We start from the raw sequence: 17961 nt of genomic DNA, 5'->3' as shown, positions 1-17961 counted from the left end.
GTATAACCTGGAATCTCAAGTGGTCCGATGGGTGTAAAAATCTGAATAACTGCCCATTTCCGGGAATTATTCTGAGATCTGTGCCACACTTATTCACGATACTAATGTCTTAGCCATCATGATGGCAGGACGTACTCCTGTGACTAAAGGGATGGAAAGGAGAACATAATGAAATTTGCCTATATGTTAAGTGCTATCGCCGTTGCGGCGACGTTATCTGCTTGCGCGAATAACCCAAACGGCAACGCCGCTAATCGGACGACGGCACCCGATCCTTATGGCATTGCCTCACTGAGCTCCTCGCAGCAACAACCTAATGTTTCCGGGACCATCAATATTCGTCAACGTATCGCGTTACCGCCGGATGCGGTACTGACCGTAACGTTGTCGGATGCGTCGTTAGCCGATGCGCCAGCCCGCGTGCTGTCGCAGAAGGCGGTTCGTACGGAAGGTAAGCAGGCGCCATTTAACTTCGTGCTGCCGTACAACCAGGGGGACATTAGACCGAATGCTCGTATCCTGTTGAGTTCGGCGATCACCGTGAATGGCCAGCTGATGTTTATTACCGATACCGTGCAGACGGTGATCACCCAGGGCGGTAACCGCGCCGATCTGGTGCTGGTTCCGGTACAGCACGCGCCTGTTCCGGTCGCCAGCGACACGGCGCCAATGGCGCAATAAACGTCTCAATGCCCCTGACCAGGGGCATTTTTTTGTCCTTAATAAATCCAGCGATAGTGCTGTAGGTCGATATGGCCGCTGCCGGAGACCTGTACGCCTTCCGCGAGCAGCGCCTGACGCTGGCGTTGTAAATCCGGACCGGTCAGGGAGATATCGCCATGGCGATTCACCACCCGGTGCCAGGGCAGGGTCGAGCCTTCCGGTAGACGCTTCAACACGCCGCCAACCTGACGCGCCGCGCGCGGTGAACCCGCCAATTGGGCGACATCGCCGTAGGTGGTGACGTAACCTTCCGGAATCGAGGCGACTATCTGCCAGACCCGCTGGGGAAAGCTGTCGTGGGCGTCCATCATCACTCCTTCACGCGAAAACATTCAGGATAAGCGTTCACCCATGCGCTGTACAGCCGTCAGGCGACGGTGAATTCCAGTGCTAACCCGAGGATCTGCATCCCGTGGATATTATCGTGCGGGCTGTTGGCGATCAGGCTTTCGAGGAATTTCAGCCGTCGTGATTGGGCGTTGATAATAAGCTTGCAGCGTAGCGTCGGGTGCATCAGCGATGAAATGGGATAAACCACCCGGCCCTTAACTTCTACCGGCAGCTTACGCAGCTCGACGTGTTGCAGCACGCCCACCGTCGAAAAAAGCAAGGCGACAGGCGTTACCGATAGCAGCGGCGCGCTGCTGACGCTGACGAAATCCAGCAGCAGTTCGGGGCGCAGAAAATTCATGCCGTGAAAGGGCACCGTTACGCCATCAATGGCCGGCATCGGCAGGGTGGTGGTGGGGCGCGGTGATTGAGTCATGCGATTACCATAGCGATAACTTTTTGATTAAAAAGAAAACAAATGATGAGGTACAGTATGATGGGCAATTCGTAAATCTACTGCGATAAGGCTCGCAATCCCTTCATTTGCCTAAGAGGGATTGTATCGAAAATTAAGTAATTGCGTTGAACAGTAAAAAAACCATTTTTATCGTGTGGTTATGATGTGTTGATGTTGAATCTTAAGCTTTTCTGAATCATTCATTTTTACGATGCGGTTCTCTGAGCATAAGCCCAGTAGAAACTTATCCCATTTAAGGACGTAAAATGAAAAAATCTGCACTGTTGTTCGGTCTGTTCGCTATTTTTGTTTGTTCGGCTGCGAATGCGGCGCAAGGACAGGCCGTCGCGAATGCGAAAGCCGCTTGTCAGAACAACCCGACACAATGCGCCAACGCGAAGGGCGCCGCAAAAAAAGAAGCCCAGGCGGCTAAAAATGCCTGCGCTAAAAACCAGAGCGCGTGTAACAACGCTAAAGCCAAAGTAAAAAGTGCGTCTCAGCGATAATTGATGCTTAACAAAGCAGCAAAGTCTGTTTTCTGCGCTGCTTTGTGTAATAAACCAGCACCTGGACGATGTTGGCTTGCAATTCAGTAGTGCTATAGGGATAATGCGCCAGCGCGTTGGTTATCAACGCTCTCAATGGGGGCTCTGTTGGTTCTCCCGCAACGCTACTCTGTTTACCAGGTCAGGTCCGGAAGGAAGCAGCCAGAGCAGACGACGTGTGTGCCGGGATGTAGCTGGCAGGGCCCCCACCCATTTCTGGTATCTTGTTTTAATCCCCTCTTTTTTTATGCCTTTATTCTCTGCTACTATTATTAGCAGGTAAGCTCTGTTTATTGTTTTTAGTTACTAAAACGACTCTTTTTTATTCCTCAATTTTTAATTGTCACAATACTGAAATAATAGTGACATATTAATGTCATTTGCATGTCACATATAACGGGCAAATTATTGCTGGGAATTTGTTGGTATTATTAAGCGAGAAATAATATCTCTGGATCAATATGTTAACTTCGTGTATTAATTATGATGATTTTATTGCACGGGAAGCGTGACCATGACCACAGTAGTTCTGAATGTGAAAGTTGATGCAGAGTTAAAAGAGAAGCTGCGTCATTATGCAGAAGTCAATAACGAGAATTTAGGCACGGCAACGGAGAAGCTGCTGCAACTGGCCTTTGCGGCCGTTGATTCAGCAGACGAGGCGGGGGTTTCGGAAGAGGATATTGATAGCCAGCATACCGAAGAGGAAGCGTCTCCATTAACCCCTAAAGAAATCAAAGCATTAAGAAAACTTCTGAAGAAGAAAAAATGAAACAACAATTCTCTACAGCCAGCAGTTACAGTGAAGCCTGTGACCTGCTGCGTTCGGGGTACGTCAAGCATGTACGCCTGAACTGGAATATCGGTAGTGATGAGTTCTTTCGCATTGCCTCCGACTGGTGTGATACCGGCGCAAAAATTAAAAAAGATGACGATGGCTTTATTATTTCGCTAAAAGGTTTTCCTATCCCGCGCCAGCATTAATGAATTAGTTCACTTTTGTCATCGTAGTGACATCTGACGTTGGCAAGATTGAACGGCAATTTTATAAAAACATCTCATATGCGTCATGGATGATGGATTTTGACGGGCTGACTCCAGCCCGTCGATATTTTATTATATTATTTTACGTATTCGCGTAATTTCTTTCTGTTGCGTAAGTTCTTGCCATAAAGGTTGTAAAATGGCGAAGGCGTTGCGCAATTCCATATCCGGCAACGTAAAAGGCAAACGCAAATAACGGTCAAAAGCGCCCGCAAGGCCGAAGCGCGTCCCGGTACCGATATGAATCCCGGCGTTTTCCGCACGCACAGAGAATTGCGTCGCCAGCATCCCCGGTAACTCCACCCAAAACGACAGTCCACCTTCCGGCAGCGAAAAACACCAGTGAGGAAAATACTCCGTCATCAGCGCGGCGCACATATCACGGCGCGCGGCCAGCATAGCCCGACGCGGTGGTAACAGCCGGTGTTCGTTTTCCAGCAGCCAACAACAGGCCAGCTGTTCCAGCAGCGGCGTACCGAGGTCGAGCGTATCGCGAGCCTGGATTAACGAGGCGATAGTCTGCGCTGGCGCGCGGATCCAGCCAATCCGCAGCCCGCCCCAAAACGTTTTGCCCGCCGAACCGATGGTGATAATCGGCGCTTCGTGATGAAAGGCCGCCAGCGGAGGCGGCGGCGGGGCGCTGTACCATAAATCCCCCATGGTTTCGTCGACGACCAGCGTTGTCCGCGTGTTGGCGGCCAGAGCGGCGATACGCTGGCGGGTCTCGCTATCCATGCAGCGGCCGGTAGGATTATGAAAATCTGGCATCATAAAGGCCAGCCGCGGCGAGGTTTGCGCAATTGTCGCCGCCAGGCCGTCGACGTCCCATCCCTGCTCGGGAAGCGCCACGCCTACTGGTCGACAGGATGCCCCCTGAATGGCGTTAATCGCCATCGGATAGGTGGGGGCGTCAACCACCACCCGATCGCCAGGCCCGGTCAGCAGACGCAGTACCAGGGCAAATCCGCTCAGTGCGCCGTTGACTACCATCACTTCATCCGCCTGAGTTGCTAGTCCACGCTCGCTGTAGCGGCGGGCAATCGCCGTGCGCAAATCAACTAATCCCTGCTGGTCATAGCCGGTATTGGATAAATATTGCGGCATCAGCGTCAGGGCATGGTTATAGGCCTGATGAATTTCTGGCCCGGCGCTTAGCGCGGCGGTGGCGAGATTGACCGACGGCGCCGCTAGCGTCTGCTCGCCGGGGTGTCGCGGGCCTGCCGGCAGCGCAATACGCGAACCGCTACCCTGACGGCTTTGCAGATAACCCTCTTCGCGTAATGAGCCCAATGCGCTGGCGATGGTCGTGCGGCTGACGTTCAGCGCTGTCGCCAGCTCGCGCTCGCCGGGCAAACGGCTGTCCAGCGCCAGTCGCCCGTCAAGGATCAGCAGACGCAGCGCTTCCGCCAGCTGTCGCCATAGTGGTGCGCGCGAAGAAGAAGCCTGCCAGTTGCCGAGTAGGCGCACCAGCGATTGAGTCCCGAAGCGACGTAATGACATAGCGATCCACTTTCCTAAAACTGGCCATTAATTATCAATCCATTTTTGCTGATGATGGCCTTATTCGCAATGCACACTGAGGTGAAAATGGTTCGTCGTTTGCTGCAGCTATACATCGGTCTGGTTCTCTACGGCGTGTCGACCGCGCTATTTGTCCATGCCAATCTCGGCGCCGATCCGTGGGACGTCTTCCACCTTGGCGTCGGTAAACAGTTCGATCTGGATTTCGGCACGGTGATGATCCTGACCGGCGCGGTGGTATTGCTGCTATGGATCCCGCTGCGCCAGATGCCGGGGCTTGGCACCATTAGCAACGTAATCGTTCTGGGGTTGGCGGCTAATGCCACTCTTGCGCTATTACCGCCGCTGGAGTCCCTGGCCGCGCGTAGTTTGCTGCTGGGCGGGGCGGTAGTGATGAACGCGTTGGCGACCGGGATGTATATCGGCGCTGGATTTGGCCCCGGCCCGCGTGATGGGTTGATGACCGGGCTACATGCGCGTACCGGCTGGTCTTTGCGTGGAATCCGCACCGCAATTGAGCTCTCGGCGCTACTGGTTGGCTGGCTATTGGGCGGAAAAGTGGGAGTGGGAACCCTGGTCTACGCTTTCGCTATTGGGCCGCTGATTCAGCTGTTTTTACCCTGGTTTCGCCAGCCGACGTCGGCAAGTACAGTGAACAAAAGCCGGGAGTTGACGTCCTGACTTTCTCCGTCCTCGGGACCAGCGACTAAACTTATCCATTCAGACGCCAGCGGATTTGCCGCCAGCGCTGTTCACTTCGGAGATTGACTCATGAAGTATGTTGATGGTTTTGTCGTTGCCGTCCCCGCGGAAAATAAGGAGGCGTATCGCGAACTGGCAGCAAAATCTGCACCGCTGTTTAAAGAGTTCGGCGCAACGCGTGTGGTGGAGTGTTGGTCGGACGACGTGCCTGACGGTAAGCTAACCGACTTCCGTATGTCGGTTAAGGCGCAAGCGGATGAAGAAGTGGTGTTCAGTTGGATTGAGTACCCGTCAAAGGAGGTTAGAGATGCGGCGAACGCTAAAATGATGAGCGACCCGCGGATCAAAGCGTTAAGCGATAGTTTGCCTTTTGACGGTAAACGGATGATCTTTGGCGGTTTCGCCCCGCTCCTCGACGAGTAAATCCGGCGGCGCGTCTGGCTGCCAGCGCGCCGCACATGGCATTAATCGCCTTTCATATTATCTTCCGCCCACGGAATAAATTTCTCTTTCGGCAGCGCCTTACAGTACAGCCAGCCTTGCGCGTAGTGAACGCCATGCTCGCGCAGCCAGTCACGCTGGACGGGGGTTTCAACGCCTTCTGCAACAATCGCCAAATTGAGCGCCTTCGCCATCTCGATAATATGCGGCGTCAGCGGTTTGTATTCGAGAGTATCGACGAAGGACTTATCAATTTTCAGCGTATCGATATCGAGCGTTTGCAGGTAGCTGAGACTGGAGTAACCGGTACCGAAATCATCAATTGAGATCCGATGTCCCGCCTGCCGATAGCCGATAATCACTGGCAAGGTGGTTTGCGGATCGACAAATCCGCGTTCGGTAAGCTCTAGCGTAATTTGTTCGGCGCGGAGTCCCCAATGCGCCAACTGTTCATGCAGAAGTTTTGGCAACGCAGGCGAGCGCAGGTCGTCAACAGACAGATTAATGGAAATATGGATTTCCGGATGATGACGTAGCCAGTGGCCGAGGTCGGCAAATATTTTACGTACGATATCTTCGGTCAGGCGGGTGATGAGCCCGGTTTGCTCGGCCAGCGGGATGAAAATATCCGGCGATAAGAAAGTGCCATCCGGCTGCTCCCAGCGGGCCAGCGCCTCGGCGCCGACGATTTTGCCGTCCTGCAGCGAGACAATGGGTTGGTAGTAAACCTGAATAGCGTTGGATTGCAGCGCATCCAACATACCGTAACGTGGTGAACGTAGCCTACGCAGCAGGCGGAGAAGCAAAAAAGAGGCGAGCAGACTGGTAAAGAGACCTATCGGCAACCATAGCATGAGCTGCTGATGCAGGCGTTCATGCAACGGCCGGGTCGATGACCAGCTGGCGACACCGAGACCCAGTTCAGGAATAACGTGTACGCGATACACGGTGTTATCCAGCGTTAAGGTCTTGCTATTGAGATTTTTGATGCGTGCCCAAATCGCGGGATCGAGCGGCTGGCTGCTGATCACGATCCGATTATGCTCGGCGCCAAACACAATCGTATGGATCGTCTCCTGGCCGGTGGCGATGACATCAATAAACGACGCCGGGTCGATCATCACGATATGGTTTTTACTCCCGAAAGCGGTCATTCGATGCTCAAGGCCGAGATCGCTGATCGACGTAAGCCAGGTGCTGTAACCATCGGTGGTGATGTGATCGGGTTCAGGGAAAGTGACCGAGACGCTGTGGTCCTCAAGCGAGGAGCACATAGGGACGGAATCGCGCAGCCACAGGACTTCCTGAATATAGCGATGGGTGTAGGCGACGCGGCGCATATTCAGCAGATGCTCCGGCGTACAGGCATAGGCGCTGTGCGCATTCGCTTCCTGTAATGCTTCTTTGGCCTGATCGGCAACCTTCTGTACGCGCATCACAATCCGCATGGAGTAGTTGTCGAGCTCACTATAAAACTGCGTTTGCGCCTGCCGCGTCGCCAGCCAGATACTTAAAGCGATGGGTAAGACAATAGCGAGAATAAGCACCCCTGTAACCAGACTCATTAAATAGCGAGTCGTCATGGGTATGTCCTTATTTTAACGAGGGATTGCACTGAGTATACGTGAAAGCGGGAAAAAGACCCGAGACGTGAGAGCCGACGTCTCGGGTGAAGCGTTGTGGATGATAAAATAAGTGTGCTTTACGCAATGAGGGCCTGAGCATTGGCCGCGCCAGCCGCCAATATTCTCGTTGAGTTTAGCGTTTTAAGATGACAGTAATGTGTTGAATCAATTCCCCTGACACGGTGTTTTACCGCGATGAATCGATATCCCTCTTGTCTGCAGGGTTGATCTTTGGCGATGAACGGCGTACCGTAATTGTTATGTTATAACATATTAATTGGAGTTTGCCATGAAAGCCAATATCCATCCGCACTACCGCACCGTGGTGTTCCACGATACGAGCGTGAACGAGTACTTCAAAGTGGGATCGACCATTAAAACCGAGCGTGAGATTGAACTGGATGGCGTGACTTATCCGTACGTCACCCTCGACGTGTCGTCGAAATCGCATCCTTATTACACCGGGAAGCAGAAGACCCATGCAACCGAAGGCAGCGCCGCACGTTTCCGTCAGCGCTTCGGTGGTTTTATTGATGCTAAAAGGAGCTAAAAATGCAGGTACTGAACTCATTGCGTAGCGCTAAACAGCGCCACCCGGATTGCCAGATAGTGAAACGCAAAGGGCGGCTGTATGTTATCTGCAAAAGTCATCCGCGCTTTAAGGCGGTGCAGGGACGGAAAAAAAGACGTTAAGCCGCCGGGTTGCGTAAACTCTCCAACGTACGGCATTGCTGGCCGTCAGCATCGAAGTTGCTGGCGGCCAGCCACTGGCGCATCGCGCTATCAATCTGCGGCCACTCGCCATCGATAATCGAAAACCAGTCGGTGTCGCGATTGTGGCCCTTTACCACCAGCGCTTGTCGAAAGCGCCCTTCAAACTGAAAGCCTAAGCGCCGCGCTGCGCGCTGCGACGGCTCATTCAAGCTGTTGCATTTCCACTCATAGCGGCGGTAGCCGAGCGTCTCAAAGACATAACGCATCAGCAGCCATTGCGCCTCGGTGGCCATCGCTTTGCGGCTCAACAGCGGTGAAAAGTGAACGTGACCGACTTCGACGACGCCGTTTTTGGCATCGATACGCATGAGCGCTAACGAGCCGACCGGCAAACCGCTGTGTTCATCTATAACCGCAAAATGCAGCGGATCGTTCAGTTCGCTGATGCTGGCTATCCAGGCGCTGAACTCGGCAACGCTGTTGTCCGGTTCACGTAGCAGCCAGGTCCAGGCGCGGGTATCGGGCGCCAGCCGATAGGCGCTGAACAGGGCGTCGGCGTGCTGAACGGCAAGCGGCTCAAGGCGGCACAGGCGTCCCTGCAGCATCTGACGCTGCGGCCACGGGCGCGGCTGCCAGTCAGGTAAAGCGTCGCCAACGGCCTGGTCGAAGTGGTTATATTGCGTCATACATCGTTCCTTTTCTCGGTAGGTGACCCGAGATTAGATGCTCTGTGGTTCCATAAAAAGAGCCAGAGTAGTATGTTTTCATGGTGCCACGAGGAGTGATGATGAATATCCCGGATGATGCCTTTTTTACCCTGCTTACGCGCGGGATACAGCAGCGGGGAGACGATACGCTACAGCGTACGTTGTACAAAGTGCTGCGTAACGCCATCCTGCAGGGCAGGTTACTCAGCCATAGCCGTTTGCCGGGCGCGCGTGTCATTGCGCAGCGTGCTGGCGTATCGCGTAATACCGTCAATAGCGCGCTGGAGCAACTGGCGATCGAAGGGTATTTAACCCGCAACAGGCAGGGAACACACGTCGCAGCGCTGCCTGTACAGCAGGAGAACGAACCGGCGTCGCCAGCGTTTATCCTGCCGGAGCGATTGCGGATGCTACCGCTGCCGGGACGGCGAGATTCTCCGGCGCTGTTACTGACCACCGGGATGCCCGCGGTGAACTATTTCCCGCTGGCTATCTGGCGGCGTTTGCTCGATCGGGTGCTCCGTGAGGACGGTAGCGCAATCCTTGGATATGGCGAAGCGGCTGGCGAACCGGCGCTGCGCGAGGCGATTGCGCGCCATTTGACGTTATCGCGCGGCATTCGCTGTACGGCCCGGCAAATTGTGGTGACTGAAGGCGCGCTGGAAGGTGTTAATCTTTGTACGCATCTGTTGAGCGTGGCGGGCGATACCGCCTGGGTTGAAGATCCGGGGTATTTCGGCGCCAAAAGCGTGTTTATCAAAGCCGGGCTGCAGATAAAGGGGATGCCTGTCGATGGGGATGGGATGCGGCCCGATAGCGCCAATGGCGCACCGCCGCGGCTTATTTTTACGTCACCGTCACACCAGTACCCGAGCGGGGCGGTAATGAGCGCCGGACGCCGTCTGGCGTTGCTGGAATATGCCCGCCAGCACGATGCGTGGATTATTGAAGATGATTATGATAGCGAATTTCGCTACAGCGGCGAGCCGATTCAGGCGATGCTCGGCATGATCCCGCAGGCGCCGGTGGTGTACCTTGGCACCTTCAGCAAAACGCTATTTCCATCGTTAAGGATAGGATTTGCGGTGATGCCGCCGGCGCTGGCGGAGGCGGCGCAGGACGTTATCGGCGCGCTGCTGCGCGGCGGGCATCGTCTGGAACAGCGCGCGCTGGCGCTATTTATCGAAGAGGGCCATTACGCGCGCCATCTGGCCTCGATGCGCCGATTATACCGCCGACGTCAGCTGTTGCTGCGCGAAGCCGTTGAAACAGAATTCACTCTGCCGAAAGAGATTTTGGGCGGTGAGGGCGGACTGCATTTAACGGTCGCCGTCGATGGTATTGATGATGTGCAAATTGTCGAGCAGGCGCGCCAGTACCAGATGGCGCCAGCGGCGTTAAGCCGCTTTTACCTTAATCAACAAGCGGCGCGTAGCGGGTTGGTTCTGGGCTATGGCAATACGTCCGCCGCGCACTTCGCACCGGCGCTGCGGACGCTGAATCGGCTGATCAGGCGGCAGCAACGCGGGTAAGGGTGAAAACGTCGTAGAAGGAGAGTTCGCCTTTGGTATCGATCATTTTTTGTAGCTGCGCTTTTTGCTCATTGGCGACCTGCGGCGATTGCAGAATACCGTCGATCAACTGTGCGGGTACGAAGCGGGTGTTATACCATTCACCGTTATAACAGACGCGAAAATCGAGCACGTCGATATCTTCATAACGGTAGCGTGGGTAGACGTCAAAAAAGAAGAAACCATTCAACAGCACAAACAGGACTACCAGCAACCAAACAGAATCGACCAGCGTTTCGGAGCGCAACATGACGATAAGCGTCGCCAGAAAGGCGGCGTACATGGCAACAAATAGCCACGGGTGATTGCGAATAAAACTGATACTAAAACGTGGGCGGTTGTCGCGTTTTTCTTTTACGTTTAGCTCATCGATGGTGTTGGTCAGCAGGCGCTGTATTTCTGTCATTTTAGTCCCCGAATTCTTCGTAGAGCCTGGCGTGTCAGGCTCTACGGCTCAGTCTGACCGCTATTTTATGTCGCCGGGGACGGGGAGGAAAGTAACAGATCAGTTACGGAAAAGCATAACAGTTACTATTTTTCGGTTACTAGCATCTTAATGATTTGTGCCGGGTTACCGCCGATGACCGCATTGGCCGGGACGTCTTTCACCACCACGGCGCCCGACGCGATGACGGCATTGTCGCCAATAGTCACCCCTGGATTGATAACCGCGCGGCCGCCAATCCACACATTATGGCCAATTGACACGGGTTTGCCGTACTCGACGCCGCTAGCGCGTTCCGTCGGATCCAGCGGGTGGGTAGCGGTATAGATATGAACGCCAGGCGCCAACATGCAGTTATCGCCAATGCGGATAGGGCAGACGTCAAGCATTACGCAGTCAAAGTTGGCGTAAAAATTCGCCCCCAGCCTGATGTTATAGCCGTAGTCACAGCGGAAAGTGGGTTCGATATACGCGTCTGTTGTCTTGCCAAACAGGTCTGCCAGCAGGGTTGTACGTAATTCGCGATCATCCGGAGTTGAATGGTTGTAGCGGTGCAGTACCTGCCGGGCGTGCAGGCGGTCTGCTTTTAGCATTGCGTCTCCAGCATGATACCGCTCGCCGGCGATCATTTTCCTTTTTTCTTCGCTCATGATCTTCTCCTTTCCTTCTAAAGAAGAAACAGTATAAAGCGAAACCGGTTTCATATGCAGCACTGTATCACTCGGGTATTGAATATCCTGAGCGGCGCTGAAAACGTGACTGGATCACGAACAGAAAAATGAACTAGCGGATAAATTTCCATACTGAAGTGGGGATTTTGTCGTATAGCTTATTCATGGTCAATTCAGCAAGACGATGGTCAGCGGCGGAGTAAAATACCGCCAGTTCATTGTCGGAAAGTTCGTATTTATTCTTTTCAATTACGCGCTCCAGCGTATCAATTGTCTGACAGCGGCGTAAACGCATCAAATAGTCTGTTTTAGTTAATGGTTTACCAGACATCATTTCACCTTTTGAATGTAATATTTCTAACAAGAAAGACTTGCCGGATTCTCCCGGCTAGCGCTCACGAAGCAACGGAATAACCGATTGCCGGATTTGCGCCATTTCTGTAGATCGCTTGTGTTTATGCCATAGCTACTGAACAGCATAAAAGTGTCATCCAAGTATTCGTCAAGCTGGGAAATCAGTTTATTATCCTCAGCGTACTTAATTTTATAATTAAGCGCGAAAGTTGCTATGTGCTCGATCAATTCATTTATTTGAAGATTCACTGCCGAGGTTGGATCGTTGACCCAGCCGCGGTTGCTTTCTTCCAGGTTTGCAAGGCAGTCATGATACAGAGTTTCGCAGAGGAATCTCAGCTGCGCGATATCATGCCTTTTTGGTGAGTACTCGTCCATAACACATCCCCTTGTAAGTGGTTTAAACGACGACTAACAAACACCGTTGTGGGATGAAGAGCTGGCTCAAACATTGTAATCCTGTGATTTAACTATAATCCAGTCTTAAAAATATTTCACCGTGCTATTACGAAAAATTACAATAAATACGGTTAATTTATCTTAAAAATTGGACCTTATTATACCGGCCCCTTTTATCTTTTGGAGTCACTGAGTTGTCTGCCTTATATATCATCAGGTTATCAGATAAACGCTGATAATTAAGAATATTCCGAGGGAGGCCGGATGGGAGACGCGGATAACAGAACTCTGAATAAAAAAAAGTGCGATATTCATCAATTGATATTATATGTCAGAACGTAAAATAAACAATGACAATGTGTGCGTTTAAATACCCCGAAAGAAAAAGGGCCGCAAATGCGGCCCTTAGCTTAAGACTTAAGGAAGATTAATGATGCTCAGTCGGGTGACTATGCTCAAGATCTTCAGTTTTCTTACTGAAGCGGCGACGAACCACCACGAAGAAGACCGGCACGAAGAAGATTGCCAGAACTGTCGCGGTAACCATCCCGCCCATTACGCCAGTACCTACGGCGTTCTGCGCGCCGGAACCTGCGCCAGAGCTGATAACCAACGGCATTACCCCGAGGATAAACGCCAGCGAGGTCATCAGGATTGGACGCAGACGCATACGTACTGCTTCCAGCGTCGCTTCAACCAGACCTTTACCTTCTTTTTCCATCAGGTCTTTGGCGAATTCGACGATAAGTATCGCGTTCTTCGCCGACAGGCCGATGGTGGTCAACAGACCGACCTGGAAGTAAACATCGTTAGTCAGGCCGCGGAAAGAGGCCGCCAATAGTGCGCCAATAACGCCCAACGGTACAACCAGCATAACGGAGAACGGAATCGACCAGCTCTCATACAACGCTGCCAGACACAGGAAGACCACGATAAGCGAAATAGCGTACAGCGCTGGCGCCTGGTTACCGGACAGACGTTCCTGGTAGGACATACCGGTCCAGTCGTAACCAATACCGGTTGGCAGTTTACCCGCCAGCTCTTCCATCAGCGTCATCGCTTCACCGGTACTCTTACCTGGCGCTGCCTGACCGAGGATTTCCATGGATGGCAGACCGTTGTAGCGTTCCAGACGCGGAGAACCGTATTCCCAACGCGAGGTGGAGAATGCTGAGAACGGCACCATCTGGCCATCACTGCCGCGCACGTACCAGTTGCCGATATCTTCCGGCAGCATGCGGTATTTGGCTTCCGACATGATATACACTTTTTTCACACGGCCGCGGTCAATGAAGTCGTTGACGTAGCTGCCGCCCCAGGCCGCGCCGAGGGTGGTGTTGATATCACTGATCGAGACGCCAAGCGCCTGCGCTTTTTCCTGATCGATATTGATTTTGAACTGCGGCGTATCTTCCAGGCCGTTTGGACGCACGCCAGTTAAGACGTCCGGGTGCTGAGCGACCATGCCGAACAGTTGGTTACGCGCCTGAGTTAATTTCTCATGCCCTAAACCACCCTGATCGATAAGCTGGAAGTCAAAGCCGGTAGCGGTACCCAGTTCAACGATCGCCGGCAGGTTAAAGGCGAAGACCATCGCATCTTTAATCTGTGAGAATCGCGCCATCGCACGACCGGTAATCGCTTCAACTTTGTTTTCCTCGCCCGGACGTTGACTCCAGTCTTTCAACGATACGAAGGCAATACCGGTGTTCTGACCGCGGCCTGCGAAACCAAAGCCGTTAACGGCGAACACCGATTCAACGTTGTTCTTTTCTTTGGTCAGGTAGTAGTCGGTCATCTCATCGAGGACTTTCTGCGTACGTTCCTGCGTCGCGCCAGCAGGCAGCTGCGCCATACTCAGGAATACGCCCTGGTCTTCATCCGGTAAGAAGGAACTTGGCAGACGAACGAACAGATACGCCATACCGACGACGATGATCAGATACAGAACCAGGTAACGACCGGTACTGCGCAGAATGTTGCCTACGCTGTCGGTGTAGTGGTGCGTGCTCTTGTCGAATACGCGGTTGAACCAGCCAAAGAAGCCTTTGTGCTCGCCGTGGCCGCCTTTCTTAATCGGTTTCAGCATCGTGGCGCACAGCGCCGGGGTCAGGATTAATGCGACCAGTACCGACAGCGCCATCGCGGAAACGATAGTGATGGAGAACTGACGATAAATCGCCCCGGTAGAACCGCCGAAGAAGGCCATCGGGATAAATACCGCGGACAGTACCATCGCAATACCGACCAGTGCGCCCTGAATCTGCCCCATCGACTTACGGGTCGCTTCTTTCGGCGGCAATCCTTCTTCCGCCATGACACGCTCGACGTTTTCTACAACGACGATGGCGTCATCCACCAGCAAGCCGATGGCGAGCACCATCCCGAACATCGTCAGGGTGTTTATCGAGAAGCCAAACGCCGCCAGGATGGCGAAGGTCCCCAGCAATACGACAGGTACCGCGATGGTTGGGATCAGTGTGGCGCGGAAGTTCTGCAGGAACAGATACATGACCAGGAACACCAGGATGATCGCTTCAACCAGCGTTTTGACAACTTCGTGAATAGAGATTTTTACAAACGGCGTCGTGTCGTACGGATAAACAATTTTCATCCCGGCAGGGAAGAACGGTTCCATACGTTTCAGTTCGGCACGGATCGCGTTAGCGGTATCCAGGGCGTTAGCGCCGGTCGCCAGTTTAATCCCCAGACCGGAGGCTGGCTGGTTGTTAAAGCGAGCAACAACGTCATAGCTTTCGCCGCCCAGTTCGATTTTGGCAACATCGCGCAGACGAACCTGCGAGCCATCCTGGTTGACCTTCAGCAGAATTTTGCCGAATTCATCAGTATTGGTCAGACGTGTCTGCGCAACGATGGAGGCGTTCAACTGTTGGCCTTTCACCGGCGGCGTACCGCCTAATTGGCCAGCCGCCACCTGGGCGTTCTGCGCTTTAATCGCGTTGATGACGTCAACCGGAGTCAGCTGGAAGTTATTCAGTTTGTTCGGGTCCATCCAGATACGCATCGCGTACTGGGAACCGAACAGCTGAACGTCGCCCACGCCGTTGGTACGGCTGATTGGATCCTTCATGTTGGCGGCAACATAGTCAGAAATATCATCCTGCGTCATGGTGCCGTTGGTGTTGATCACCCCGACAACCATCAGGAAGCTGCTGGACGCTTTTTCTACGCTAATACCCTGTTGCTGTACTTCTTGCGGCAGCAGGGGCGTCGCCAGCGCCAGTTTGTTCTGAACCTGGACCTGAGCGATATCCGGATCGGTACCGGATTCAAAGGTCAGAGTAATCGTTGCTGTACCGGTGGAGTCGCCATTCGAAGACATGTACATCAGGTGATCGATACCGTTCATGTTCTGTTCGATAACCTGAGTCACGGTGTTCTGCACCGTTTCGGCATCCGCGCCGGGGTACATGGCGGTAATGGAAATTGCCGGCGGCGCAATCGTTGGATATTGCGCCACGGGGAGTTTCAAAATCGAAAGCCCCCCGGCCAACATGATGATGATGGCGATCACCCACGCAAATATGGGTCGATCGATAAAGAAATTAGGCATGTCTTAACGGCTCCTGTTTAAGTTAAGACTTGGTTTGTTCAGACTGAGCGTTCGCGTTGCCAGCGGCCTGCTGTTGGTTGTCTGAAGCTACTTCCTGCGCTTTTACCTGTACGCCTGGTCTTACTTTTTGCAGCCCGGTCACGATGACGCGATCGCCGGTTTTCAAACCGTTGGTGACTAACCATTTGTCGCCGATAGCCTGAGTCGCGGTAACCTGACGAACTTCGACTTTATCACCTTCGCCAACCAGCATGACGCTCGCATCGCCGCGCGGGGTACGGGTGACGCCCTGTTGCGGAACCAGCAGCGCATCCGGATTAACACCTTCTTCCAGACGCGCGCGAACGAACATCCCTGGCAGCAGAGTGTGGTCCGGGTTCGGGAAGATAGCGCGCAGAGTGATAGAGCCGGTGGTCTGATCAACGGTCACGTCGGAGAATTCCAGCGTACCATCCTGCGGATATTTCAGACCGTCGTTGGTCACCAGTTCGACTTTCGCCTTGCCGTTTTCCTGCTTCAGCTGACCGTTAGCCAGTTCCTGTTTCAGACGCAGGAAATCGTTGCTCGATTGCGTCACGTCAACATAGATAGGATCCAGCTGCTGCACGGTTGCCAGCGCGGTTGATTGACCGTTCTGCACCAGCGCGCCTTCGGTAACCGCGGATTTACCAATGCGTCCGCTGATCGGTGACGTCACTTTGGTATAGGCCAGGTTGATACGTGCCGTTTCAACAGCCGCTTTCGCCGCGACTACGGCCGCGTTGTTTTGCTGAGCATCAGCAACGGCGGTGTCGTAGTCTTGTTGACTGATGTATTTCGTGCCAAGCAGTTTCTGATAACGTCTGACCGTCAACTGAGCGATGTTTGCGGCGGCCTGGGCTTTCGCTAAATCGCCTTTGGCGCTTTCATAGCTGGCCTGATAGGTTGCCGGATCGATCTGATAAAGAGACACCCCTGCCTGAATATCGCTGCCTTCAGTGAAGTTACGTTTCAGAATAATGCCACTTACCTGAGGGCGGACTTCTGCGACACGATAAGCATTGGTACGACCAGGAAGTTCAGTGGTGATTTGTAGAGGTGCGGATTTGAGCGTGACAATGCCGACTTCTGGCATTTGCTGGGCCCCTTGTTGAGCCGGTTTATCGTCACATCCTGTTAGCGCTAAGCTGCCTGAGAGCATCAGAACGACCGCCAGAGGCGTTAACCCTCTGTTTTTGTTCATATGTAAACCTCGAGTGTCCAATTTCAAATTTTCAGTGGCTCAAACGTCCACAAACCCACTACAGTCTTTCTATTATGGTCATGCTATGGTACATACATTCATAAATGTATGTAAACGCAACCTCTGTAAAGTCATCAACCTATGGCACGAAAAACCAAACAACAGGCACTTGAAACCCGGCAACTGATCCTTGACGTTGCCCTGCGTTTGTTTTCGCAGCAAGGCGTATCATCTACCTCGTTGGCAGCGATTGCAAAAGCTGCTGGGGTGACCAGGGGGGCTATCTACTGGCATTTCAAAAACAAATCCGATTTGTTTAATGAAATATGGTCTCTCTCTGACGCCAGCATTAGCGATCTCGAAGTTGAGTATCGGGTAAAATTCCCCAACGATCCACTGTCTGTTGTTCGTGAAATACTAGTTTATATCCTCGAAGCAACGGTAATAGAGGAACGTAGACGCTTGATGATGGAAATCATCTTCCATAAGTGCGAATTTGTCGGAGAAATGGCGGTTGTCCAACAAGCGCAGCGTAGTTTATGGCTTGAAAGCTACGATCGTATTGAGCAAACATTAAAAGAGTGTATCACCGCCCAACAATTACCTGCGAATTTACTTACCCGCCGTGCGGCAATTCTTATGCGCAGTTATCTTTCCGGGTTAATGGAAAACTGGCTCTTCGCACCGGATACCTTTAACCTCCAGGCTGAAGCCCGCGCTTACGTCGATACGCTGATTGAGATGTATCAGACTTGTCCGTCGCTGCGCAGTCCGTCTACGGTTGAGGCCTGAAGCCGAGGGGGAAATAGCGGCAAATTTTCCTTATCTCTCCCGCTATTCGCGCGCGGAGAGAAGTGCTATTCTGCGCGCTGCGACGACCCCCGGTATTCTCCGGCATTTGCAACCATTCATGTAT

21 protein-coding genes and 1 other RNA gene are annotated in these 17961 nt (G+C 53.0%); 11 read left to right on the top strand and 11 right to left on the bottom strand.

Annotation, left to right across the window (positions count from 1 at the left end; genetic code table 11):
* Positions 1-168: 168 nt before the first annotated feature.
* A complete protein-coding gene (locus PYR66_17770) occupies positions 169-681 on the top strand; it encodes a YbaY family lipoprotein (GenBank protein WEF27129.1) in 513 nt (170 codons plus the stop codon).
* 38 nt (positions 682-719) lie between these two features.
* On the opposite strand, the gene PYR66_17765 is transcribed toward PYR66_17770, so the two are convergent.
* Both PYR66_17765 and PYR66_17760 read right to left on the bottom strand, forming a co-directional pair.
* Entirely contained in the window at positions 720-1031 is a 312-nt protein-coding gene (locus tag PYR66_17765; protein WEF30490.1) for an MGMT family protein, read from the bottom strand.
* A gap of 59 nt (positions 1032-1090) precedes the next feature.
* The gene (locus PYR66_17760) at positions 1091-1489 is read right to left on the bottom strand and encodes a dTDP-glucose pyrophosphorylase (GenBank protein ID WEF27128.1); all 399 of its coding nucleotides are present in this window, start codon (positions 1487-1489) and stop codon (positions 1091-1093) included.
* A gap of 287 nt (positions 1490-1776) precedes the next feature.
* On the opposite strand from PYR66_17760, the gene PYR66_17755 reads away from it, so the two are divergent.
* From PYR66_17755 to PYR66_17740, 4 genes are all read left to right on the top strand, one after another.
* On the top strand, positions 1777-2016 hold the full coding sequence (locus tag PYR66_17755) for a late histone H1 (protein WEF27127.1): 240 nt from the start codon (positions 1777-1779) through the stop codon (positions 2014-2016).
* A gap of 145 nt (positions 2017-2161) precedes the next feature.
* Positions 2162-2258: signal recognition particle sRNA small type (gene ffs / locus PYR66_17750), an RNA gene on the top strand.
* Between the two features lie 311 nt (positions 2259-2569).
* Positions 2570-2827, top strand: a complete 258-nt coding sequence (locus PYR66_17745) for a hypothetical protein (protein ID WEF27126.1) — start codon at positions 2570-2572, stop codon at positions 2825-2827.
* Entirely contained in the window at positions 2824-3039 is a 216-nt protein-coding gene (locus tag PYR66_17740; protein WEF27125.1) for a hypothetical protein, read from the top strand. The genes PYR66_17745 and PYR66_17740 overlap by 4 nt, the downstream gene beginning before the upstream one ends.
* A 132-nt stretch (positions 3040-3171) precedes the next feature.
* Here the strand turns inward: PYR66_17740 and PYR66_17735 are convergent, their stop codons facing one another.
* On the bottom strand, positions 3172-4599 hold the full coding sequence (locus tag PYR66_17735) for a PLP-dependent aminotransferase family protein (protein ID WEF27124.1): 1428 nt from the start codon (positions 4597-4599) through the stop codon (positions 3172-3174).
* Positions 4600-4686: 87 nt separating this feature from the next.
* Between PYR66_17735 and PYR66_17730 the strand changes: the two genes are divergently transcribed.
* Positions 4687-5301, top strand: coding sequence for a hypothetical protein (locus PYR66_17730; GenBank protein ID WEF27123.1), 615 nt, complete (start codon positions 4687-4689; stop codon positions 5299-5301).
* 90 nt (positions 5302-5391) lie between these two features.
* Positions 5392-5745 carry a DUF1428 family protein gene (locus PYR66_17725; GenBank protein ID WEF27122.1) on the top strand — a complete coding sequence of 118 codons (354 nt, stop codon included), beginning with the start codon at positions 5392-5394 and terminating at the stop codon, positions 5743-5745.
* A 41-nt stretch (positions 5746-5786) separates the two neighbouring features.
* Here the strand turns inward: PYR66_17725 and PYR66_17720 are convergent, their stop codons facing one another.
* Positions 5787-7346 (bottom strand): EAL domain-containing protein, encoded by a 1560-nt coding sequence (locus tag PYR66_17720; protein ID WEF27121.1) that lies wholly within the window; start codon positions 7344-7346, stop codon positions 5787-5789.
* Between the two features lie 331 nt (positions 7347-7677).
* On the opposite strand from PYR66_17720, the gene PYR66_17715 reads away from it, so the two are divergent.
* Complete coding sequence (locus tag PYR66_17715; protein WEF27120.1) at positions 7678-7938, top strand: type B 50S ribosomal protein L31; 261 nt, start codon at positions 7678-7680, stop codon at positions 7936-7938.
* Positions 7939-7940: 2 nt separating this feature from the next.
* The gene (gene ykgO / locus PYR66_17710; protein WEF27119.1) at positions 7941-8081 is read left to right on the top strand and encodes a type B 50S ribosomal protein L36; all 141 of its coding nucleotides are present in this window, start codon (positions 7941-7943) and stop codon (positions 8079-8081) included.
* On the opposite strand, the gene PYR66_17705 is transcribed toward ykgO, so the two are convergent.
* Entirely contained in the window at positions 8078-8788 is a 711-nt protein-coding gene (locus PYR66_17705; GenBank protein WEF27118.1) for a GNAT family protein, read from the bottom strand. The two genes, ykgO and PYR66_17705, sit on opposite strands and share 4 nt — an antisense overlap.
* A gap of 101 nt (positions 8789-8889) precedes the next feature.
* On the opposite strand from PYR66_17705, the gene PYR66_17700 reads away from it, so the two are divergent.
* Complete coding sequence (locus PYR66_17700; protein WEF30489.1) at positions 8890-10341, top strand: PLP-dependent aminotransferase family protein; 1452 nt, start codon at positions 8890-8892, stop codon at positions 10339-10341.
* Here PYR66_17700 and PYR66_17695 read toward each other — a convergent pair.
* The 6 genes from PYR66_17695 to acrA form a co-directional block, all read right to left on the bottom strand.
* A complete protein-coding gene (locus tag PYR66_17695) occupies positions 10319-10786 on the bottom strand; it encodes a YlaC family protein (GenBank protein WEF27117.1) in 468 nt (155 codons plus the stop codon). The genes PYR66_17700 and PYR66_17695 overlap by 23 nt on opposite strands.
* A gap of 125 nt (positions 10787-10911) precedes the next feature.
* The gene (gene maa, locus PYR66_17690) at positions 10912-11475 is read right to left on the bottom strand and encodes a maltose O-acetyltransferase (GenBank protein WEF27116.1); all 564 of its coding nucleotides are present in this window, start codon (positions 11473-11475) and stop codon (positions 10912-10914) included.
* Positions 11476-11608: 133 nt separating this feature from the next.
* On the bottom strand, positions 11609-11827 hold the full coding sequence (locus PYR66_17685; GenBank protein WEF27115.1) for an HHA domain-containing protein: 219 nt from the start codon (positions 11825-11827) through the stop codon (positions 11609-11611).
* Positions 11828-11853: 26 nt separating this feature from the next.
* Positions 11854-12228 (bottom strand): Hha toxicity modulator TomB, encoded by a 375-nt coding sequence (gene tomB, locus PYR66_17680; protein WEF27114.1) that lies wholly within the window; start codon positions 12226-12228, stop codon positions 11854-11856.
* A 448-nt stretch (positions 12229-12676) separates the two neighbouring features.
* Positions 12677-15823 carry a multidrug efflux RND transporter permease subunit AcrB gene (gene acrB / locus PYR66_17675; protein ID WEF27113.1) on the bottom strand — a complete coding sequence of 1049 codons (3147 nt, stop codon included), beginning with the start codon at positions 15821-15823 and terminating at the stop codon, positions 12677-12679.
* A gap of 22 nt (positions 15824-15845) precedes the next feature.
* Positions 15846-17045 (bottom strand): multidrug efflux RND transporter periplasmic adaptor subunit AcrA, encoded by a 1200-nt coding sequence (gene acrA, locus PYR66_17670; GenBank protein ID WEF27112.1) that lies wholly within the window; start codon positions 17043-17045, stop codon positions 15846-15848.
* A 141-nt stretch (positions 17046-17186) separates the two neighbouring features.
* Here acrA and acrR point away from each other — a divergent pair, with 141 nt between their 5' ends.
* Positions 17187-17837 (top strand): multidrug efflux transporter transcriptional repressor AcrR, encoded by a 651-nt coding sequence (gene acrR / locus PYR66_17665; protein WEF27111.1) that lies wholly within the window; start codon positions 17187-17189, stop codon positions 17835-17837.
* Positions 17838-17961: the final 124 nt, after the last annotated feature.

It is taken from the genome of Klebsiella aerogenes, from assembly GCA_029027985.1.
In the GTDB taxonomy this organism is placed as follows: domain Bacteria; phylum Pseudomonadota; class Gammaproteobacteria; order Enterobacterales; family Enterobacteriaceae; genus Klebsiella; species Klebsiella aerogenes_A.
Note: the sequence above shows the minus strand (reverse complement) of the source record. Positions and strands in the feature narration are given on the sequence as shown.